Origin of the sequence: Aquipseudomonas alcaligenes NBRC 14159 (assembly GCF_000467105.1) — a bacterium.
Lineage (GTDB): Bacteria > Pseudomonadota > Gammaproteobacteria > Pseudomonadales > Pseudomonadaceae > Aquipseudomonas > Aquipseudomonas alcaligenes.
This window is the reverse complement of sequence record NZ_BATI01000008.1, coordinates 58,923-74,270: the sequence shown is the minus strand read 5'-3', so window position 1 is coordinate 74,270 and position 15,348 is coordinate 58,923. Positions and strand designations below refer to the sequence as shown.

Below are 15,348 nucleotides of genomic sequence, written 5' to 3'. Positions count from 1 at the left end.
GCGGCGTGGAGGAAAAGCTAGTTGAGCTTTTATCGCTTGCAAGTTGCAGAAGTAAGACGCTTATTCGTAATGGCTCAATGCCGTTGCAGCATTGGCGAATAGCTCTTGGGCTGAATATTTCGAATGGGTATAGGCGGGTAGCGAGTACCTAGTCGTCTTCGCCGCCCGAGTCCAGCCCATGCTTGCGCAGCTTGTCGTGCAGGGTTTTGCGTGGCAGGCCCAGCGCTTCGGCCAGGCTGCGCAGGGAGGTATGCCCTTTGGCCATCTCGGCGGCGATCAGCGCCTTTTCATAGGCTTCCACGCGTTCGCTCAGGCTCTGCTCGCCGGCGTTGCTGGGCGTTGCACCGGGCGGCAGGTCCAGGCCCAAATCCAGGCCCATGGCGAAGCGTTCGGCGGCGTTCTGCAGTTCGCGCACGTTGCCCGGCCAGGCGTGGCTGAGCAATTGCGCGCGCTGGCCGTCCTGCAGTTCGCGGATCGGCAGGCCATGGCGCTGTGCGGCGGCCTCGGCGTGGTGGCGGAACAGCAGCAGGATGTCGGCACCGCGCTCGCGCAGCGGCGGGATGCGCAGGGGCGCCACGTTGAGGCGGTAGTAGAGGTCGGCGCGGAAGCGCCCCTGGTCGGCGGCCACGCGCAGGTCTTCCTTGGTCGCGGCGATCACGCGGATATCCAGGGGGATCAGCTGGTTGCCGCCAAGGCGCTCGACCACCCGCTCCTGCAGCAGGCGCAGCAGCTTGACCTGTACGCCCGGGCTCATGCTCTCGATCTCGTCGAGGAACAGGGTGCCGCCGTTGGCGAACTCGAACTTGCCGATGCGGCGCTTCTGCGCCCCGGTAAAGGCGCCCGGCTCGTGGCCGAACAGTTCGCTTTCCACCACCGACTCGGCCAGCGCGCCGGCGTTGATCGCGACGAAGGGGCCCTTCTTGCGCGCCGACAGATCGTGCAGGGCGCGCGCCACCACTTCCTTGCCCGCGCCGGTTTCACCGAGGATCAGCACGTCGGTGTGAATCGCCGCCAGTGCGCCGACCTGCTCGCGCAGGCGCAGCATCGGCGCGGACTGGCCGATCAGGCGCGCGCTCAGCTCATTGCGGTCGGCCAGGGCCAGGCGCAGGCTGCGGTTCTCCAGCACCAGGCGGCGCAGCTCCAGCGCGCGATGCACGGCATCGAGCAGTGCCTCGCTGGCAAAGGGTTTCTCGAGGAAATCGTAGGCACCGGCGCGCATCGCCTGCACCGCCAGCGGCACATCGCCGTGGCCGGTGATCAGCAGCATCGGCAGATCGGCGTCCTGCTGGTGCAGCTGCGCCAGCAGCTGCAGGCCGTCGATGCCGGGCATGCGGATGTCGCTGACCACTACGCCCGGCCAGTCCGCGGTGATGCGTTCGGCCACGCCGCGGGCATCGGCCAGGGTCTCGACGCGCAGGCCGGCCAGATCGAGGGTCTGCGCCAGGGCCTGGCGCAGGTGCTCGTCGTCGTCGATCAGCAGGACCTGGGTGCGGGCATCAATGGCCGTCATGAAAACTCCTCGGGCGGTTGCAGGTTGGCACCTGGGGTGCTGTTGCGCAGTCGCAGGGTGATCAGCGCGCCGCCTTCCGGGTGGTTGGCCAGCAGCAGCTCGCCGCCCAGGGCGCGCATCAGGGTCTCGCAGATGGCCAGGCCGAGGCCGAGGCCCTGGGTGCGTGTCTTGGTGGTGAAGAACGGCTCGCGGGCATGTTGCAGCGCCTGTGCGGAAAAGCCCGGACCATTGTCGCGCAACTGTAGATCGACGCCCTCGGCGGTGACTTCGGCACTGATCCAGATACGTCTTGGCGGCGCCTTCTCGCTCAGGGCATCGAGGGCATTGGCCAGCAGGTTGCCAAGTACCTGGCGCAGGCGCGTTTCGCCGGCCTGTACCCAGAGGGTGGCATCCGGCAGGTCGCGGACCAGTTCCACTTCCAGGGCGCGCCGGCGTTTGGCCAGCAGGGCCAGGGCGTCGTCGATGGCCGGCTGCAGCGCGACGCTCTCCGGCGCATGCCGGTCGCGCCGGGCGAAGGCGCGCAGGTGCGCGATGATCGAGGCCATGCGCCCGGTCAGTTCGCTGATCTGCTTGAGATTGCCGCGCGCATCGTCCAGGCGCTGGTGGTCGAGCAGCACGCCGGCGTTGTCGGCATAGCTGCGGATGGCCGCCAGGGGTTGGTTCAGCTCGTGGCTGATGCTCGCGCTCATGGTGCCCAGCGCCGTGAGCTTGCCGGCCTGGACCAGCTCGTCCTGGGTGCGCACCAGCTCCTGCTGGGCATGCTCGCGCACCAGTACCTCGTCTTTCAGGCGGTTGTTGAGCATCTCCAGGTCGCGGGTGCGTTCCAGCACGCGCATTTCCAGCTCGCGGCGGGCTCGGGCATCGAGGGCGATGCGTTCGATGTAGTGACGGCGGCGTTGCAACAGCAGGCCGAGCAGCAGCAGGCCGACCAGCAGGGCGGCAGCGCCGATCACCAGCGTGGTGCGTACCTGGCGGTCGATCAACTGGCGAGGGGCGAGGATGCTGGCGGTCAGCCCGGCTTCCTGCAGCTCGCGGCTCTGGGTCAGCCAGGCGCGCTCGTCCAGGCGCAACGGCGCGGGCGCCTGGGTCGGGTAGGGCTGGTTGGCAGCGATGGCGGTGCGTTCGGCGTTGTCCAGCTCGCGGGTGGCGCGGAAGCGCCAGTCCTCGCGCGAGGAGATGATCACCACGCCGTTGCCGTCGGTAACCATCAGCTGTTCCGGCGTGTTGCCCCACAGGGCCTCGGCATCGTCGAGGTCGACCTTGACCACCAGGATGCCGACTACCTGCGTGCCATCGCGCACCGGGCTGGAGAAGAAGTAGCCGCGCTTGCGCGAGGTGGTGCCGAGGCCGAAGAAGCGTCCCGGCTTGCCGGCCAGGGCCTCGCGGAAATAGGGGCGGTAGCTGAAATCGCGATCGACGAAGCTGTCGGCCTGGTCCCAGTTCGACGAGGTCAGGGTGAGGCCTTGCGGGCTCATCAGGTAGATCACGTCGGCGCCGGTTTCCCTGCGCACCTGGGCGAGCAGCAGGTTGGCGCGGTTGCGCAGATCGCCGTCGGCCGGCGCGGCGAGCAGGGCGCGCAGCGGTGGCAGCTCGGCGAGGATGTTCGGCAACACTTCGTAGCGCTGCAGGGTACCGAACAGCGTGGCGACGTACAGGTCGAGGGTCTGGCGATTCTGTTCGAGCAGTTCCTCGCGGTAATAACGTTCGGCGAAGAACTGCAGCGGCCACAGCAGCGGGGCGAGCAGCAGGGCCAGCAAGGCCAGGCTGCGCCAGCGCGGGCGGTGGGGAGTGGGAGCTGCGGTCATGCTGCGATCTGCGCCAGGGGAGTCGCCCTAGTATGCCAGCGCACAGGCTGCAGAAACGACAAAGGCCCGCATCGCTGCGGGCCTTCGTTTTGTATGGTGCCGGCACCAGGAATCGAACCCGGGACCTACTGATTACAAGTCAGTTGCTCTACCAGCTGAGCTATACCGGCAAGGGGCCGCCATTATAGCCATTGCTTCGACCCTGTAAACCGAGGCGTGCAGTCTGTTTTGAACCCGCTGGGCACGGGCCCGGCTATCAGCAGCCTTGTGTTTATGCACAAAGAAGAGCTGGGCGTATGGCGTGCTGCACGGATTTTGTGCGCTGTGCCCTTGTTTCGCATAACAATCTGTTTTTTATAGATTTTTTATCTTTGATCAAAAAATCGGCAAGCGCTTGCGGAGTAGACGGAGTCCGCTTTGCAGCGAGTTCTGCAGAAACTGCGCACAGAGTTATCCACAGCTTCTGTGGATGAGCTCAGTCCCGCTCGGCGAGCAGTAGCAGGTTGCGCGGGGTCAGCTCATGGGCGCAGAACGTACCCAGGCGCACCTGGTAGCCCTGCTCTTCGAGGAACAGCGCGCGGTCGAGCAGCAGCCACAGTTCCAGCGGGCGACGGAACAGGCCGCGGACCAGCTCGAGGTTGCGCACCTGGGCCAGGCGTTGCCAGCCGGCGTCTTCCAGCGCAGGCCAGTCGACCGGGCCTGACACCGTCACGCCCCGCAGATCGGCCAGGTCGCGGCAGTAGCTGGCGAAGTCCTTGTCCAGCCAGCTGGTCGGTAGCGAGGGGGTTGGCAGGTAGTCATCCACCCCGCGCTGCTGGCGCTGCAGCAGGTCGAAGGCCAGGCGCCGGGCCATGGACAGGTCGCGTTGGCGGCGCATGCGCTGGCCGGCGGTGACGGTCTCGGCCAATGGCAGGCGCAGATCATCCCGCGACAGTTGCAGGGTCGAGGCCCGGGCAGGCGCCGACAGCGCCTGGTAGTGCTCGGCGGCGATGCGGTTGTAGCAGCAGGGCGCCACCGCCAGTTGGGCGCAACCGGCCGCGCTGGCCAGGCGCAGCAGGCGCACGTGCAGGTCGCCGCAGGCGTGCAGGGCCACCGGGCTGTGCTCGGCAGTGAGGCGCGTGCCGGCATCGTCGGCCAGCACGTCCTGCTGCAGGTGGCTGGCGGCCAGCTGCAGGCGCTCGCTCAGGCGCTGCCCGGCCTCTACCAGCTGCGGGTCGTATTCCAGGCAGGTCAGGTGCTGGCCGCCCTGGGCCAGCAGGCGGCCCAGATGGCCCTTGCCCGAGCACCAGTCCAGCCAGTGAGCCGGTGGTCGCTGGAACTGCAGGCGTTCGGCGAAAGCGCTGATCTGCTGCCACTTGCGCCCCGGCACGTCGACGCTCAGGCGCTCGGGCAGCGGGCCAAGTTCACGGCTGGGCAGCTGGTCCAGCGCGGAGAACTCGGCGGCGCGCCGCGCCAGTGCCGGGAAGGGGGCTGGTGCCGGCAGTTCTGCGGGCTGATTGTGCTCGGCGTCGGCCTGCGCCAGGCTGCGGCGGCGCAGCCAGGCGGCCAGCTCGGCATGCTCGGCCTCCCAGGGCAGCACCGGACAGGTGAAGGGCTTGGGGCGCCACAGGGACTGATGACTGACAAGGAAGTCGTCCAGGGCCTGAAAGCGTTCGCGCAGGGCGTGGCCGGTGAGGATCATGCGGGCAGTGGGGTCTGGATGGTGCGGCGCAGTTTATCCCTCTCCCGGGCGGGAGAGGGATAGGCGACATCAGCGGCCCTGGCAGGCGTCGACGCGCAGCATGCGCTCCAGCAGTTTGAAGGCGCGCACCATGACGTAGGCGATGACCAGGTAGAACACCCCGGCGGCAAAGAAGATCTCTACCGGCAGATAGGTGCGGGCGATGATCGTGCGCGACATGCCGGTCAGCTCGAGCAGGGTCACGGTGCTGGCCAGGGCGCTGGCCTTGAGCATCAGGATCACTTCGTTGCTGTAGGCCGGCAGGCCGATGCGCGCGGCGCGCGGCAGGATGATGTAGAGCATGGCCTGCGCCCGCGACATGCCCAGCGCGCGGGCCGCTTCGATCTCGCCGGGCGGCACGGCCTGGATGGCGCCACGCAGGATTTCCGCGATGTAGGCGGCGGTGTGCATGGTCATGGTGATGACGGTGCACCAGTACGGGTCGCGCAGGTAGGGCCAGAGCGGACCGTGGCGCACGATGTCGAACTGCGCCAGGCCGTAGTAGACCAGGAACAGCTGTACCAGCAGCGGCGTGCCGCGGAAGAAGAAGATGTAGCCGTAGGGCAGGGCGCGCACATACCAGTGCTTGGATGCACGGGCGATACCCATGGGCAGGGCAAGGATCAGCCCGGCGATCACGGCGAAGGCGACCAGTTCGATGGTCAGCGCCGCGCCTTCGAGCAGGCGTGGCAGGTACTTGATGATCACTTCCCAGTTCATCAGGCGCTCCTAACAAATCCGCGGCTGGCGCGCTTTTCGAGGAAGTGCATGCCGGTCATGGCAATGACGGTCAGGCCCAGGTAGATGAAGGCCGCGACCATATAGAAGGTGAAGGGCTCCTTGCTGGCGGTTACGGCAATCTGCGAGCGACGCATGATTTCTTCCAGGCCGATGACCGAGACCAGTGCGGTGTCCTTCATCAGGATCATGAACAAGTTGCCCAGGCCGGGCAGGGCGATGCGCCACATCTGCGGCAGGATCAGCTTCCACAGGATGCGTGCCTTGGATAGGCCGAGCGCCATGCCGGCCTCGCGATGGCCCTTGGGGATGGCCAGGATCGCGCCGCGGAACACCTCGGTGGCGTAGGCGCCGAAGCACAGGCCGAGGGCGATGGTGCCAGCGGCGAAGGGGTTCAGTTCCAGGCTGCCGACGCCGAGGAACTCACCGAGAGCGGCCAGGCCGCTGACGGTGCCGAAATAGATGAGCAGGACCCAGAGCAGCTCAGGAACGCCGCGTACGATGGTCGAGTAGGTTCCGCCAAGTCCCTGCAGGAACTTGTTCGGGGAAGTCTTGGCCAATGCGCCGAGCAGCCCGAGCACCAGGCCGAGGGCCAGGGAGGACAGGGCCAGCTGGATGGTCACCAGCGTGCCGGCGACAAGGGCGGGGCCGAAGCCGTGCAGGTCGAAGATCATGGGAGGCTACTGCAGAATGACGGCCGCCGCCCGAAGGCGGCGGCGGTCGGACGCATCAGTAGATGCTGAACGGGAAGTACTTGTCGTTGATCTGCTTGTAGGTGCCGTCTTCGACGATGGCCTTCAGCGCGGCATTCAGCTTCTCGCGCAGCGGGTCACCCTTGCGCACGGCGATGGCGATCTTGTCGTTGTCGAACACCGGCTCGCCCTTGAACTCGAAGTCCTTGCCGGCATCGCTCTTCAGCCATTCCCAGTTGACGAACTTGTCGGCCAGTACGCCGTCCAGACGGCCGGAGGACAGGTCGAGGTAGGCGTTTTCCTGGGTGTCGTACAGTTTGATTTCGACGGTGTCTGCCAGGTTGTCTTCCAGCCAGGTGCCGGCGATGGTGGCGCGCTGGGCACCGATCACCTTGCCTTTCAGGCTGGCCTTGTCGGCTTTCAGATCGCTGCTTTTCGGGGCAATGAACTGCAGCTTGTTGGTGTAGTAGGCGTCGGTGAAGTCAACGGCCTGCTTGCGCTCCTCGGTGATCGACATGGAGGCGGCGAGGAAGTCGAACTTCTTGGCGTTCAGGGCCGGAATGATGCCGTCCCAGTCGGAGGTGACCACTTCGCACTCGGCGCCCATCTTGGCGCACAGGGCTTGGGCGATCTCGACGTCGAAGCCGCCGACCTTGCCGCTGGCGTCGATCAGGTTGAAGGGTGGGTAGGCGCCTTCGGTGCCGATTTTCAGCTTGTCGGCGGCCATGGCCTGGGTACCGAAAGCCAGGGTGGCGACGGCGGCCAGCAGGATCTTCTTATAGTTCTGCATGCGTGTTGCTCCGTTAGTGATTGCTGGACATGAATTGTTTACAGCGTGCCGATTGCGGGTTGTTGAACACCTGCTCGGGCGACCCTTGCTCCTCCACCAGACCCTGGTGGAGGAACACCACTTCGCTGGACACCTGCCGGGCAAAGTTCATCTCGTGGGTGACCAGCAACATGGTGCGGCCTTCCTCGGCAAGCGCGCGGATCACGTTAAGCACTTCCTGTACCATTTCCGGGTCGAGGGCCGAAGTGGGCTCGTCGAACAGGATCACCTTGGGCTGCATGGCCAGGGTGCGGGCGATGGCGGCACGCTGCTGCTGGCCGCCGGAAAGCTGGTTGGGATAGGCGTGGCGCTTGTCGGCGATGCCGACCTTGGCCAGCAGCGCCTCGGCCACTTCGGTGGCTTCGGCCTTGCTCTGGCCGAGCACGCGACGGGGAGCCTCGATGATGTTGTCGAGGATGGTCATGTGTGGCCACAGGTTGAAATTCTGGAAGACGAAGCCGATCTCGCTGCGCAGGCGATTGATCTGCTTGTTGTCGGCGGCCACCAGATCGCCGTTCTTCGCCGCCTTCAGCTTGAGTTCCTCGCCGGCCACCAGGATCTGGCCCTGATGCGGGTTCTCCAGCAGGTTGATGCAGCGCAGGAAAGTCGACTTGCCGGACCCGGAGGAACCGAGGATGGAGATCACGTCGCCGTCGCGGGCGGTCAGCGAGATGCCCTTGAGCACTTCGAGGTCGCCATAGCGTTTGTGCAGGTTGCGGATTTCCAGCGCGGGCGGTGCCTCGGCCATCGGGGGGTCCTCTTGTTATGCGGATGCGCTCCGGCTGCTGACCGCCTTCCTAGCGTGCGGCTGAACCTAGCATAGCGTTCGCGGCAGCGCCAAGCGGGCATCTGCCGGGGGCGGCGCCGGCTGTGGCCAGTTGTCGCATCGTGACAGTTGTGTGTCGCGCCGAAACAAAAAGCCCGATACATGGATCGGGCTTTGGGGTGTTGCTGGCGGGGCGCATTGTACTGAAGCGCCCCAGGCAGGTGAAGGGTCTCGGTTTGCCGCTATCAGGTGTTGCCTTGGGTTGCCCGGTGATGGCGCAGGATCTCGATCACCCCCGGCAGGATCGAGACGAAGATGATCGCCACGATCAGGTAGTGCAGGTTGCTCTGCACCATCGGCAGGTTGCCGAAGAAATAGCCGGCGTAGCTGAACAGGGTGACCCAGGCGATGGCGCCGACCACGTTGTAGGCGGCGAAGCGGCGGTAGGGCATGTGGCCCATGCCGGCGACGAAGGGGGCGAAGGTGCGCACGATGGGCACGAAGCGGGCGAGGATGATGGTCTTGCCGCCGTGTCTGGCGTAGAAGGTCTGGGTGATCTCCAGATGGCGGCGGCGGAAGATCTTCGAGTCCGGGTTGGCGAACAGCCTGACGCCGAAGAAGCGGCCGATGCTGTAGTTGACGGCGTCGCCGAGAATGGCGGCGATGATCAGCAGAATCACCATCAGGTGGATGTTCATCGCGTCCTGGGTGGCGATGGCGCCAGCGACGAACAGCAGCGAGTCGCCCGGCAGGAAAGGCGTCACCACCAGGCCGGTCTCGCAGAAGATGATCAGGAACAGGATGCCGTAGATCCAGGGCCCGTAGGCCGCGGTCAGCTCCGCCAGGTGGCGGTCGATGTGCAGGATGAAGTCGATGACGAGCTGGACGAATTCCATCGGGGGCTCCGCGTTCACCGGCGCGCTTCCTGCGCCGCAGATAGCAAAAACCCCTGAGACCTTGCGGAATCAGGGGTTTCGGTATTTTGGTGCCCAGGGACGGAATCGAACCGCCGACACGGGGATTTTCAATCCCCTGCTCTACCGACTGAGCTACCTGGGCAACGGGGCGCCATTAAACGGATTTGGCTTTGCAGTGTCAAGCGAGAGAATGAAAAAAATTTGAGTGCAGACGGGCGGTTACGCATTTTCGGGAGGCGGCGGGCGGTTTCCGGCCCGCCCTCGCGTCAGGCGCTCGGCGGCACGTAGCCGTCGGCCTTGGCGTAGTCCTCGCCGGAGAGGAACTTGTCCATCTCGGCCTGGAGGAACTTGCGGTCCTCGGCGTTCATCATGTTCAGCCGACGCTCGTTGATCAGCATGGTCTGGTGCGCCTGCCACTCGTCCCAGGCCTTCTTCGACACGTTGTCGTAGATGTCCTGGCCCTTGGCGCCAGGGTAGGGCGGGCGGTCGAGGCCGGGTAGCTGTTCGTTGTACTTGCGGCAGTGGACGGTGCGGCTCATGAGGCTTCTCCTGCATTCAGTTCTTGCGCGGCTCGCTTGAGGAGCTTCTTCACCGGGGCGGCCAGGCCCAGGCGCGGCGGGGTGGCGAGGTTATACCAGAGCCAGTCGCCCTCGGCCACGGCGCTACCGGCCTGCTCGACACGCACCAGCCAGGGTTCGATGGCCAGCTGGAAGTGGCTGAAGGTGTGGGTCAGCCCGGCCAGCGCGCGCGGCTCGTCCAGGTGCAGGGCGTGCTGGCGTGCCAGTTCGCCCAGGGCATCGAGGTCGTCCAGTTCCGGCAGGCTCCACAAACCGCCCCACAGACCGCTGGAGGGACGGCGGTAGAGCAGGATGGCGCCCTCTGCGTTGGCCAGCAGCGGCATCAGCGTGCGTTTCTGCGGCAGCGCCTTGCGTGGCTTGGGTTCGGGGAAGTCGGTTTCACGGCCGAGCAGGTGGGCGCGGCAGTCCTCGCGCACCGGGCACAGCAGGCAGCTCGGCTTGCTGCGGGTACAGAGGGTGGCGCCCAGATCCATCATCGCCTGGGTATAGTGGTTGACCCGCTCGTGCGGGGTCAGCTGCTCGGCCAGTTGCCACAGCTGCGCGGCCACCTTGGGCTCGCCCGGATAGCCCTGCTGGGCCTGGTAGCGGGCCAGCACGCGCTTGACGTTGCCGTCGAGGATCGGCGCGCGCAGGCCCATGCTCAGGCTGGCGATGGCGCCGGCGGTGGAGCGGCCGATGCCGGGCAGCTCGGCCAGTTGCTCGACCGAGCGCGGGAACTCGCCGCCGTGTTGTTCCACCACCAGCTTGGCCGCCTTGTGCAGGTTGCGCGCGCGGGTGTAGTAGCCGAGGCCGGTCCACAGGTGCAGCACTTCATCCTCGGCGGCTGCGGCGAGGGCCTGTACGCTCGGCAGGGCCTCCATGAAACGGTCGAAGTAGCCGAGCACGGTGCTGACCTGGGTCTGCTGCAGCATGATCTCCGAGACCCACACCCGATAGGGGGTGATGCCCTGCTGCCAGGGCAGGTCCTTGCGCCCGTGCTGGTCGTACCACGCCAGCACAGCGCCGTTGAACTGCTCGGGACTCATCGGTTGAACAGGCCCTTGAGTGCGTCCTTCAGCTCGGGGCTGACCTTGTCGCCGAGCTTCTCCTCGATCTTTTGCTCCAGCTTGTTGCCGGCCAGCTTGGCGGCGATCTTGCCGAGGCCGTCCTTGTCCAGACGGCAGGCCTTGGCGCCGAGCTCCAGCGGGCCGCGGCAGCGCAGCGGCCACTCCAGGCCGACATAGCGCTCGTTGACCTGGCAGGCCGGGTCCGGCATGGCGGTCTTGTCGCCCTCGATGATGATGCCGACGCGGTAGTCCATGCCCAGCACGCGCAGGTCGACGGCACCGTCGCCGTTGACCGTCAGGCCGGGGATGCGCGCCTTGAGGTCGGGGTTGCTGGCGACACCGTTGGTGAACTTCAGATTGCCGTGCAGTTCCTCGAACGGCGTGTCCTTGCCGCGCGGCTCGCCGGACAGCGATTTGCGGTTGAGCGTGGCGATGCCCTGGCACAGCTGCTGTTCCAGGTTGGCGTCGACCAGCACGCCGTCGCTCAGGCTGAAACTGGCGTTGCCATTCAGCGCATCGACCCAGGCCTTTTCGCTGTTGCCCTGGGTGCGCACGTCGGCGTTGAGATCAAGCAGGCCGCGCACCGGTGCCTTCTCGCCGCGGGCCTCGAGCAGCTTCTCCAGCGGGATGCGCTTGATCTGCTTGCTGGCGGTCAGCAGCGGGATGGCTGGGCGCGCGTCGAGCTGCGAGCGCACGGCGAACTCGCCGCCGTGCAGGTCACCGCGCAGTTCCTTGAGATTGATCAGGCCGCCCTTGGCGGTCAGGGCGAGGCGCGCATCCTCGATCGGCAGCTTGCTGAGGGTCAGCTGGCCGAGGCCGATGGCGGCCTCGATGTCGAGTTTGCGCAGGGTTTCCAGCGGCAGTAGCGGCGTGCTGCTCCAGGCCTGCTGGGTCGGCGCGCCGGGCAGCGGGGTGGTGCCGCTGTTGCCGGCGGCGGCCACGGCCTGCTTGACCTCGTTCTGGCGCGCCGCGCCGGCGTTGGCGTCCTTGTTCTCCGGCGGCAGGTAGCGGTCGAGGTCGAGCTTGTCGCCCTTGAGCTGCAGGCGCAGGGCCTGCTTGGCGATATCGCTGAGCGCCAGGTTGCCGCTGAAGGTGCTGTCGTCCAGCTTCAGGCTCAGGTCGTTGAAGTTGATGCTGGTCGGCGTACCCGCCAGGCGGGTGGACATCTCGAAGCGGCTGAGGGTGGTGTTGTCGCGCATGGCTGGCAGGACGATGCCGATGCCCTCGAGGAACTCGCGCAGGTTGAATTGCGCCAGCGACAGGTTGCCCTCCAGCTGGGCGGTCTTGTCCAGGTCGCGCAGTTTCAGCTCGCCGAGGGCGCGCAGCTGGTTGGCGGAGAGCTTGATGCCGGTCCACTCGGCCACCTGGGCTGACTGGTCGAGCAGCAGCTGGCCCTGGCTGGCGAAGGTCAGGGTCTTGCCGCCCAGGGGCTCGCCCGAGGCTTCGCCGGCCAGCTTGAGGTCCTGCAGCTGGTAGCGCTTGAGGGTGCGGTCAAAGCGCAGCAGGCCCTGCAGCTCGGTCTTGGCGCGCAGCACCGGCTGGTTGCTGCCGAGGAAGGCCAGCAGTTTGACCGGGATATCGGCGCCCTCGCGGATGGCGCCGGTGGACAGCTCGATGCCCTCGGCACTGAACTGCTGGCCGCTCTTGGCATCCTGGTAGTCCACCCGCGAGTTGCTGATGGTCAGGCTGTCGATGTCCAGTTTGAGCGGCTGGCCGTGTTGCGCGGTTGCGTCGGCCACCGGCGGCTGGGCTGTTGGCTGTGCGGGAGCGGCGGTCGGATCAGTCTCGCGCTTGGCTGGCTGGCCCACGCCTTCCCAGTTGCCGCGGCCCTTGTCGTCGCGCTGCAGGGTCAGGTCGAGGCCATCGACGCGGATATCGCTCATCTGCACTTCGCGGCGCAGCAGCGGCAGCACACGCACGGAGAGGCCCAGCAGGCGCAGGTTGGCGAAGGGCTGGTCCGGGGTCTCGGCGCTGGCCAGGGTGGCGTCGGTCAGCTCCAGGCCGAGCCAGGGGAACAGGCTCCAGCCGATGTCGCCCTTGAGCTGCAGCTCGAGGTTGGCCTTGTCGCGGGCCAGCTGCTGGATCTCGTCCTTGTAGTCGTTGGGATCGAACAGGTGGGTGAGGGCGAAGCCGAGGCCGATGACGATCAGCAGCAGGCCGAGCATTACCAGACCCAGGATTTTGCCTAAGGCTTTCATGGACCAGTCCTTGTGTGGGAGTTCTTCTGTCAGGCGCGGGAGTATAACGCCGCTGTGCTTCACCGCGCGGTGGCGACCTGCTGGTCGTGCTGGCCGCCGGCAGGGGCTTGGATGGGCAAGTCGGCGCCCGGTTCCTTGGCGCCGGCGCCGATGATCAGGTCGCCCACTGCGTCCATGGGGGCTCCTTGATGCAGGTCAATATCGCCGGCCGGCGCTGTTCTAGCGTGACAGGGCGGCCGGCGTGGCCGCTTCGTGGATCACTCAGGAGGCCCATCATGTCGCTTGCACGTTGGAATCCGTTTCGCGAGTTCGAGGAATTCTTCAATCACTATCCGCGCCTGGGCAAAGGCCTGGGCGGCGCCAGCCAGGAGCTGATGACCGCGGCCGACTGGGCGCCGGCGGTGGACATCAGTGAAACCCCGCAGGCTTACCTGATCAAGGCCGAGCTGGCCGGTGTGCGGCGCGAGGACATTCAGGTCAAGGTCGAGGGCGGCCAGCTGCGCCTGAGTGGCGAGCGCAAGTTCGAGAAAGAGGAGAAGGACAAGAAGCAGCACCGCGTCGAACGCTTCTACGGCAGCTTCTCGCGCAGCTTCAGTCTGCCGGACGACGCCGACGAGGCGCAGATCAAGGCCGAGTACCGCGACGGCGTGCTGCACCTCACCCTGCCCAAGCGCGAGACGGCGACGCCGCGGGCGCGCGAGATCGCGGTCGACTGACGCCGCTGGCACGGCCTGCGCGCCACTTTGGCGGAATCCGCCGGGTTGGCGCGCGCCGGCCGCGATAGTCTTGGGTAAAAGCCTGCGGATGAGGTTCGCCCATGAATGTCGCGGTAATGGCCGTGCCGCTGTATATCCTGCTGATCCTGCTGGAGCTCGCCTACGAGCGCTGGAGCGGGCGGCACACCTATCGCCTGGCCGACGCGGTGACCAGCATCGACACCGCCGTGTTGCGCATGTTGCTGGAAGGGCCGTTGCGTCTGCTGCTGGTCGTCCCCTACGCCTGGCTGTACGAGCATGCGCGGCTGTGGACGCTGGATCCGGCCTCGCCCTGGACCTGGCTGCTCGGCTTCGTCGCCGTGGACTTCTGCTTCTACTGGGCGCACCGCAGCCTGCACCGCTACAACCTGCTGTGGGGCGCGCACCAGCCGCACCATTCCAGCGAGGACTTCAACCTGTCCACCGCGCTGCGCAAGGGCGCCTTCCAGACCGCTTTCGATTGGCCCTTCTACCTGCCGCTGGCGCTGCTCGGCCTGCCGCTGCCGCTGTTCCTGGTGCTGCTCGGCGCCCAGCTGGTCTACCAGTTCTGGATTCACAGCCAGCATGTGGGGCGGCTGGGGATGCTCGAGTGGTTCATGGTCACGCCGAGCAACCACCGCGTGCACCACGGCCAGAATGATCGCTACATCGACAAGAACCACGGTGGCGTATTCATCGTCTGGGACCGCCTGTTCGGCACCTTTGCCGACGAGACGGAGGCGGTGCGCTACGGCGTGACCACCCCGGTGCGTACTTTCGACCCGCTGCGCCTGCAGTTCTCCTGGTGGCGCCTGCTATGGGCCGATGCCGTGGCGACCCGCTCCTGGCGGGACAAGCTGCGCCTGTGGTGGATGCCCACCGGTTGGCGCCCGGCTGATGTACGCGCGCGGCCGTGGCCGAAGATGGGCTCGGAGAAGTTCGACTGCCCCAGCCAGGCCGGGCTGCGCTGGTACGCCTTTGCCCAGTTCGTGGCGATCAATGCCCTGACTCTGGTCTACCTGGCCAGCGTCAAGCAGGCGGGCTGGCTGCTGCCGCTGCTGCTCGGACCGCTGATCCTGTTCGGCTGTGTCAGCCTGGGTTGGCTGTTCGAGGGGCGGCGCGCGCTGTGGCGGCTGGAGGCCGTGCGTCTGGCACTGCTGGCAGCGTTCGCCCTGGCCTGGGGGCTGTGGCTGGCGCCGGCGCAGTGGCTGTTCGGCATGGGCCTGGCCGGATTGTGCGCGGCCAGCCTGCTGTGGCTGGTCTGGCTGGCGGCGCGGCCGCAGATGGCGCAGGCGTAGCCCGGATGCAATCCGGGCTCTAGGGCTCGTTCCTACAGGGCGTCCAGCGGCAGGCCGGTGCGCGCGGCCAGGGCCTGGCTTTCCAGGTGATCGCGGGGTGCCGCCAGGTGCAGCGGCTTGCCAGCCTCGCTGGACAGGCGTCGCGCCTCGTCGAGGATGCGCCGACCCACGCCACGCTTGCGCGTGACCTTGCGCACGCACAGGTGCGACAGGCGCCAGTGCGTGTCGCCGCGCTGCAGCAGGGCGGCGCCAAGCAGGCGGTCGTTGAAGCGTCCGGCGATCAGCTGGCCGCTGCCGATGCCTTCGGCCAGCAGGGCGTCGACGCTGGCATAGGGCGCCAGCAGCCAGTCGGGGGCATCGGCATAGACCTTGCCCAGGTCGGTGTGATCCTGGGCGGACGGGCGGCTGACGGTTTCGACCAGAACGGGCATGGTGACCTCCTTGGGAGTGGGTGCGCAGTGTAAGCGCCCGTCAATCGCGCCGATAGCCGGGGCGGCCGACCGCTGCCGGTAGCCGG

The 15,348-nt window shown here is 66.8% G+C and carries 14 protein-coding genes and 2 tRNA genes; 2 read left to right on the top strand and 14 right to left on the bottom strand.

From position 1 onward, the window contains the following. Positions 1–148 precede the first annotated feature (148 nt). The 13 genes from PA6_RS05830 to PA6_RS05770 all read right to left on the bottom strand — a co-directional run bounded on the left by PA6_RS05830 (position 149) and on the right by PA6_RS05770 (position 12,799). Positions 149–1,510, bottom strand: a complete 1,362-nt coding sequence (locus tag PA6_RS05830; RefSeq protein WP_021699963.1) for a sigma-54-dependent transcriptional regulator — start codon at positions 1,508–1,510, stop codon at positions 149–151. Next, positions 1,507–3,315, bottom strand: a complete 1,809-nt coding sequence (locus tag PA6_RS05825) for a sensor histidine kinase (RefSeq protein WP_021699962.1) — start codon at positions 3,313–3,315, stop codon at positions 1,507–1,509. The genes PA6_RS05830 and PA6_RS05825 overlap by 4 nt, the downstream gene beginning before the upstream one ends. 94 nt (positions 3,316–3,409) lie before the next feature. After that, positions 3,410–3,485 (bottom strand) — tRNA-Thr (locus tag PA6_RS05820). A gap of 305 nt (positions 3,486–3,790) precedes the next feature. Continuing rightward, the gene (locus PA6_RS05815; protein ID WP_021699961.1) at positions 3,791–4,996 is read right to left on the bottom strand and encodes a methyltransferase; all 1,206 of its coding nucleotides are present in this window, start codon (positions 4,994–4,996) and stop codon (positions 3,791–3,793) included. 69 nt (positions 4,997–5,065) lie between these two features. Continuing rightward, on the bottom strand, positions 5,066–5,755 hold the full coding sequence (locus PA6_RS05810; protein WP_021699960.1) for an ABC transporter permease: 690 nt from the start codon (positions 5,753–5,755) through the stop codon (positions 5,066–5,068). Further along, positions 5,755–6,447 carry an ABC transporter permease gene (locus tag PA6_RS05805; protein ID WP_021699959.1) on the bottom strand — a complete coding sequence of 231 codons (693 nt, stop codon included), beginning with the start codon at positions 6,445–6,447 and terminating at the stop codon, positions 5,755–5,757. The genes PA6_RS05810 and PA6_RS05805 overlap by 1 nt, the downstream gene beginning before the upstream one ends. Before the next feature lie 55 nt (positions 6,448–6,502). After that, a complete protein-coding gene (locus tag PA6_RS05800; protein WP_021699958.1) occupies positions 6,503–7,255 on the bottom strand; it encodes an ABC transporter substrate-binding protein in 753 nt (250 codons plus the stop codon). A gap of 13 nt (positions 7,256–7,268) precedes the next feature. After that, a complete protein-coding gene (locus PA6_RS05795; protein WP_021699957.1) occupies positions 7,269–8,042 on the bottom strand; it encodes an ABC transporter ATP-binding protein in 774 nt (257 codons plus the stop codon). A gap of 263 nt (positions 8,043–8,305) precedes the next feature. Next, entirely contained in the window at positions 8,306–8,956 is a 651-nt protein-coding gene (locus PA6_RS05790) for a DedA family protein (protein ID WP_043216330.1), read from the bottom strand. Between the two features lie 87 nt (positions 8,957–9,043). Further along, a tRNA-Phe gene (locus PA6_RS05785) sits at positions 9,044–9,119 on the bottom strand. 124 nt (positions 9,120–9,243) lie between these two features. Beyond that, positions 9,244–9,516 carry an oxidative damage protection protein gene (locus PA6_RS05780; protein WP_021699955.1) on the bottom strand — a complete coding sequence of 91 codons (273 nt, stop codon included), beginning with the start codon at positions 9,514–9,516 and terminating at the stop codon, positions 9,244–9,246. Beyond that, positions 9,513–10,580, bottom strand: coding sequence for an A/G-specific adenine glycosylase (gene mutY, locus PA6_RS05775; protein WP_021699954.1), 1,068 nt, complete (start codon positions 10,578–10,580; stop codon positions 9,513–9,515). The genes PA6_RS05780 and mutY overlap by 4 nt, the downstream gene beginning before the upstream one ends. Continuing rightward, positions 10,577–12,799: an AsmA family protein gene (locus PA6_RS05770; protein WP_021699953.1), complete on the bottom strand. Its 2,223-nt coding sequence runs from the start codon at positions 12,797–12,799 to the stop codon at positions 10,577–10,579. The genes mutY and PA6_RS05770 overlap by 4 nt, the downstream gene beginning before the upstream one ends. A 275-nt stretch (positions 12,800–13,074) precedes the next feature. Between PA6_RS05770 and PA6_RS05765 the strand changes: the two genes are divergently transcribed. Both PA6_RS05765 and PA6_RS05760 read left to right on the top strand, forming a co-directional pair. Continuing rightward, positions 13,075–13,515: an Hsp20/alpha crystallin family protein gene (locus PA6_RS05765; protein ID WP_021699952.1), complete on the top strand. Its 441-nt coding sequence runs from the start codon at positions 13,075–13,077 to the stop codon at positions 13,513–13,515. A 101-nt stretch (positions 13,516–13,616) separates the two neighbouring features. After that, entirely contained in the window at positions 13,617–14,831 is a 1,215-nt protein-coding gene (locus PA6_RS05760; protein WP_021699951.1) for a sterol desaturase family protein, read from the top strand. A 32-nt stretch (positions 14,832–14,863) separates the two neighbouring features. Here the strand turns inward: PA6_RS05760 and PA6_RS05755 are convergent, their stop codons facing one another. Further along, the gene (locus tag PA6_RS05755) at positions 14,864–15,262 is read right to left on the bottom strand and encodes an acetyl-CoA sensor PanZ family protein (RefSeq protein ID WP_021699950.1); all 399 of its coding nucleotides are present in this window, start codon (positions 15,260–15,262) and stop codon (positions 14,864–14,866) included. Between the last annotated feature and the right edge of the window lie 86 nt (positions 15,263–15,348).

Bases quoted from the DNA above. Each gene is read 5' to 3' on its own strand.
- PA6_RS05805 (WP_021699959.1), bottom strand. From the start codon at position 6,447: ATGATCTTCGACCTGCACGGCTTCGGCCCCGCCCTTGTCGCCGGCACG.
- PA6_RS05790 (WP_043216330.1), bottom strand. From the start codon at position 8,956: ATGGAATTCGTCCAGCTCGTCATCGACTTCATCCTGCACATCGACCGC.
- PA6_RS05795 (WP_021699957.1), bottom strand. From the start codon at position 8,042: ATGGCCGAGGCACCGCCCGCGCTGGAAATCCGCAACCTGCACAAACGC.
- mutY (WP_021699954.1), bottom strand. From the start codon at position 10,580: ATGAGTCCCGAGCAGTTCAACGGCGCTGTGCTGGCGTGGTACGACCAG.
- PA6_RS05760 (WP_021699951.1), top strand. From the start codon at position 13,617: ATGAATGTCGCGGTAATGGCCGTGCCGCTGTATATCCTGCTGATCCTG.
- PA6_RS05810 (WP_021699960.1), bottom strand. From the start codon at position 5,755: ATGAACTGGGAAGTGATCATCAAGTACCTGCCACGCCTGCTCGAAGGC.
- PA6_RS05780 (WP_021699955.1), bottom strand. From the start codon at position 9,516: ATGAGCCGCACCGTCCACTGCCGCAAGTACAACGAACAGCTACCCGGC.
- PA6_RS05815 (WP_021699961.1), bottom strand. From the start codon at position 4,996: ATGATCCTCACCGGCCACGCCCTGCGCGAACGCTTTCAGGCCCTGGAC.
- PA6_RS05755 (WP_021699950.1), bottom strand. From the start codon at position 15,262: ATGCCCGTTCTGGTCGAAACCGTCAGCCGCCCGTCCGCCCAGGATCAC.
- PA6_RS05825 (WP_021699962.1), bottom strand. From the start codon at position 3,315: ATGACCGCAGCTCCCACTCCCCACCGCCCGCGCTGGCGCAGCCTGGCC.
- PA6_RS05830 (WP_021699963.1), bottom strand. From the start codon at position 1,510: ATGACGGCCATTGATGCCCGCACCCAGGTCCTGCTGATCGACGACGAC.
- PA6_RS05770 (WP_021699953.1), bottom strand. From the start codon at position 12,799: ATGAAAGCCTTAGGCAAAATCCTGGGTCTGGTAATGCTCGGCCTGCTG.
- PA6_RS05765 (WP_021699952.1), top strand. From the start codon at position 13,075: ATGTCGCTTGCACGTTGGAATCCGTTTCGCGAGTTCGAGGAATTCTTC.
- PA6_RS05800 (WP_021699958.1), bottom strand. From the start codon at position 7,255: ATGCAGAACTATAAGAAGATCCTGCTGGCCGCCGTCGCCACCCTGGCT.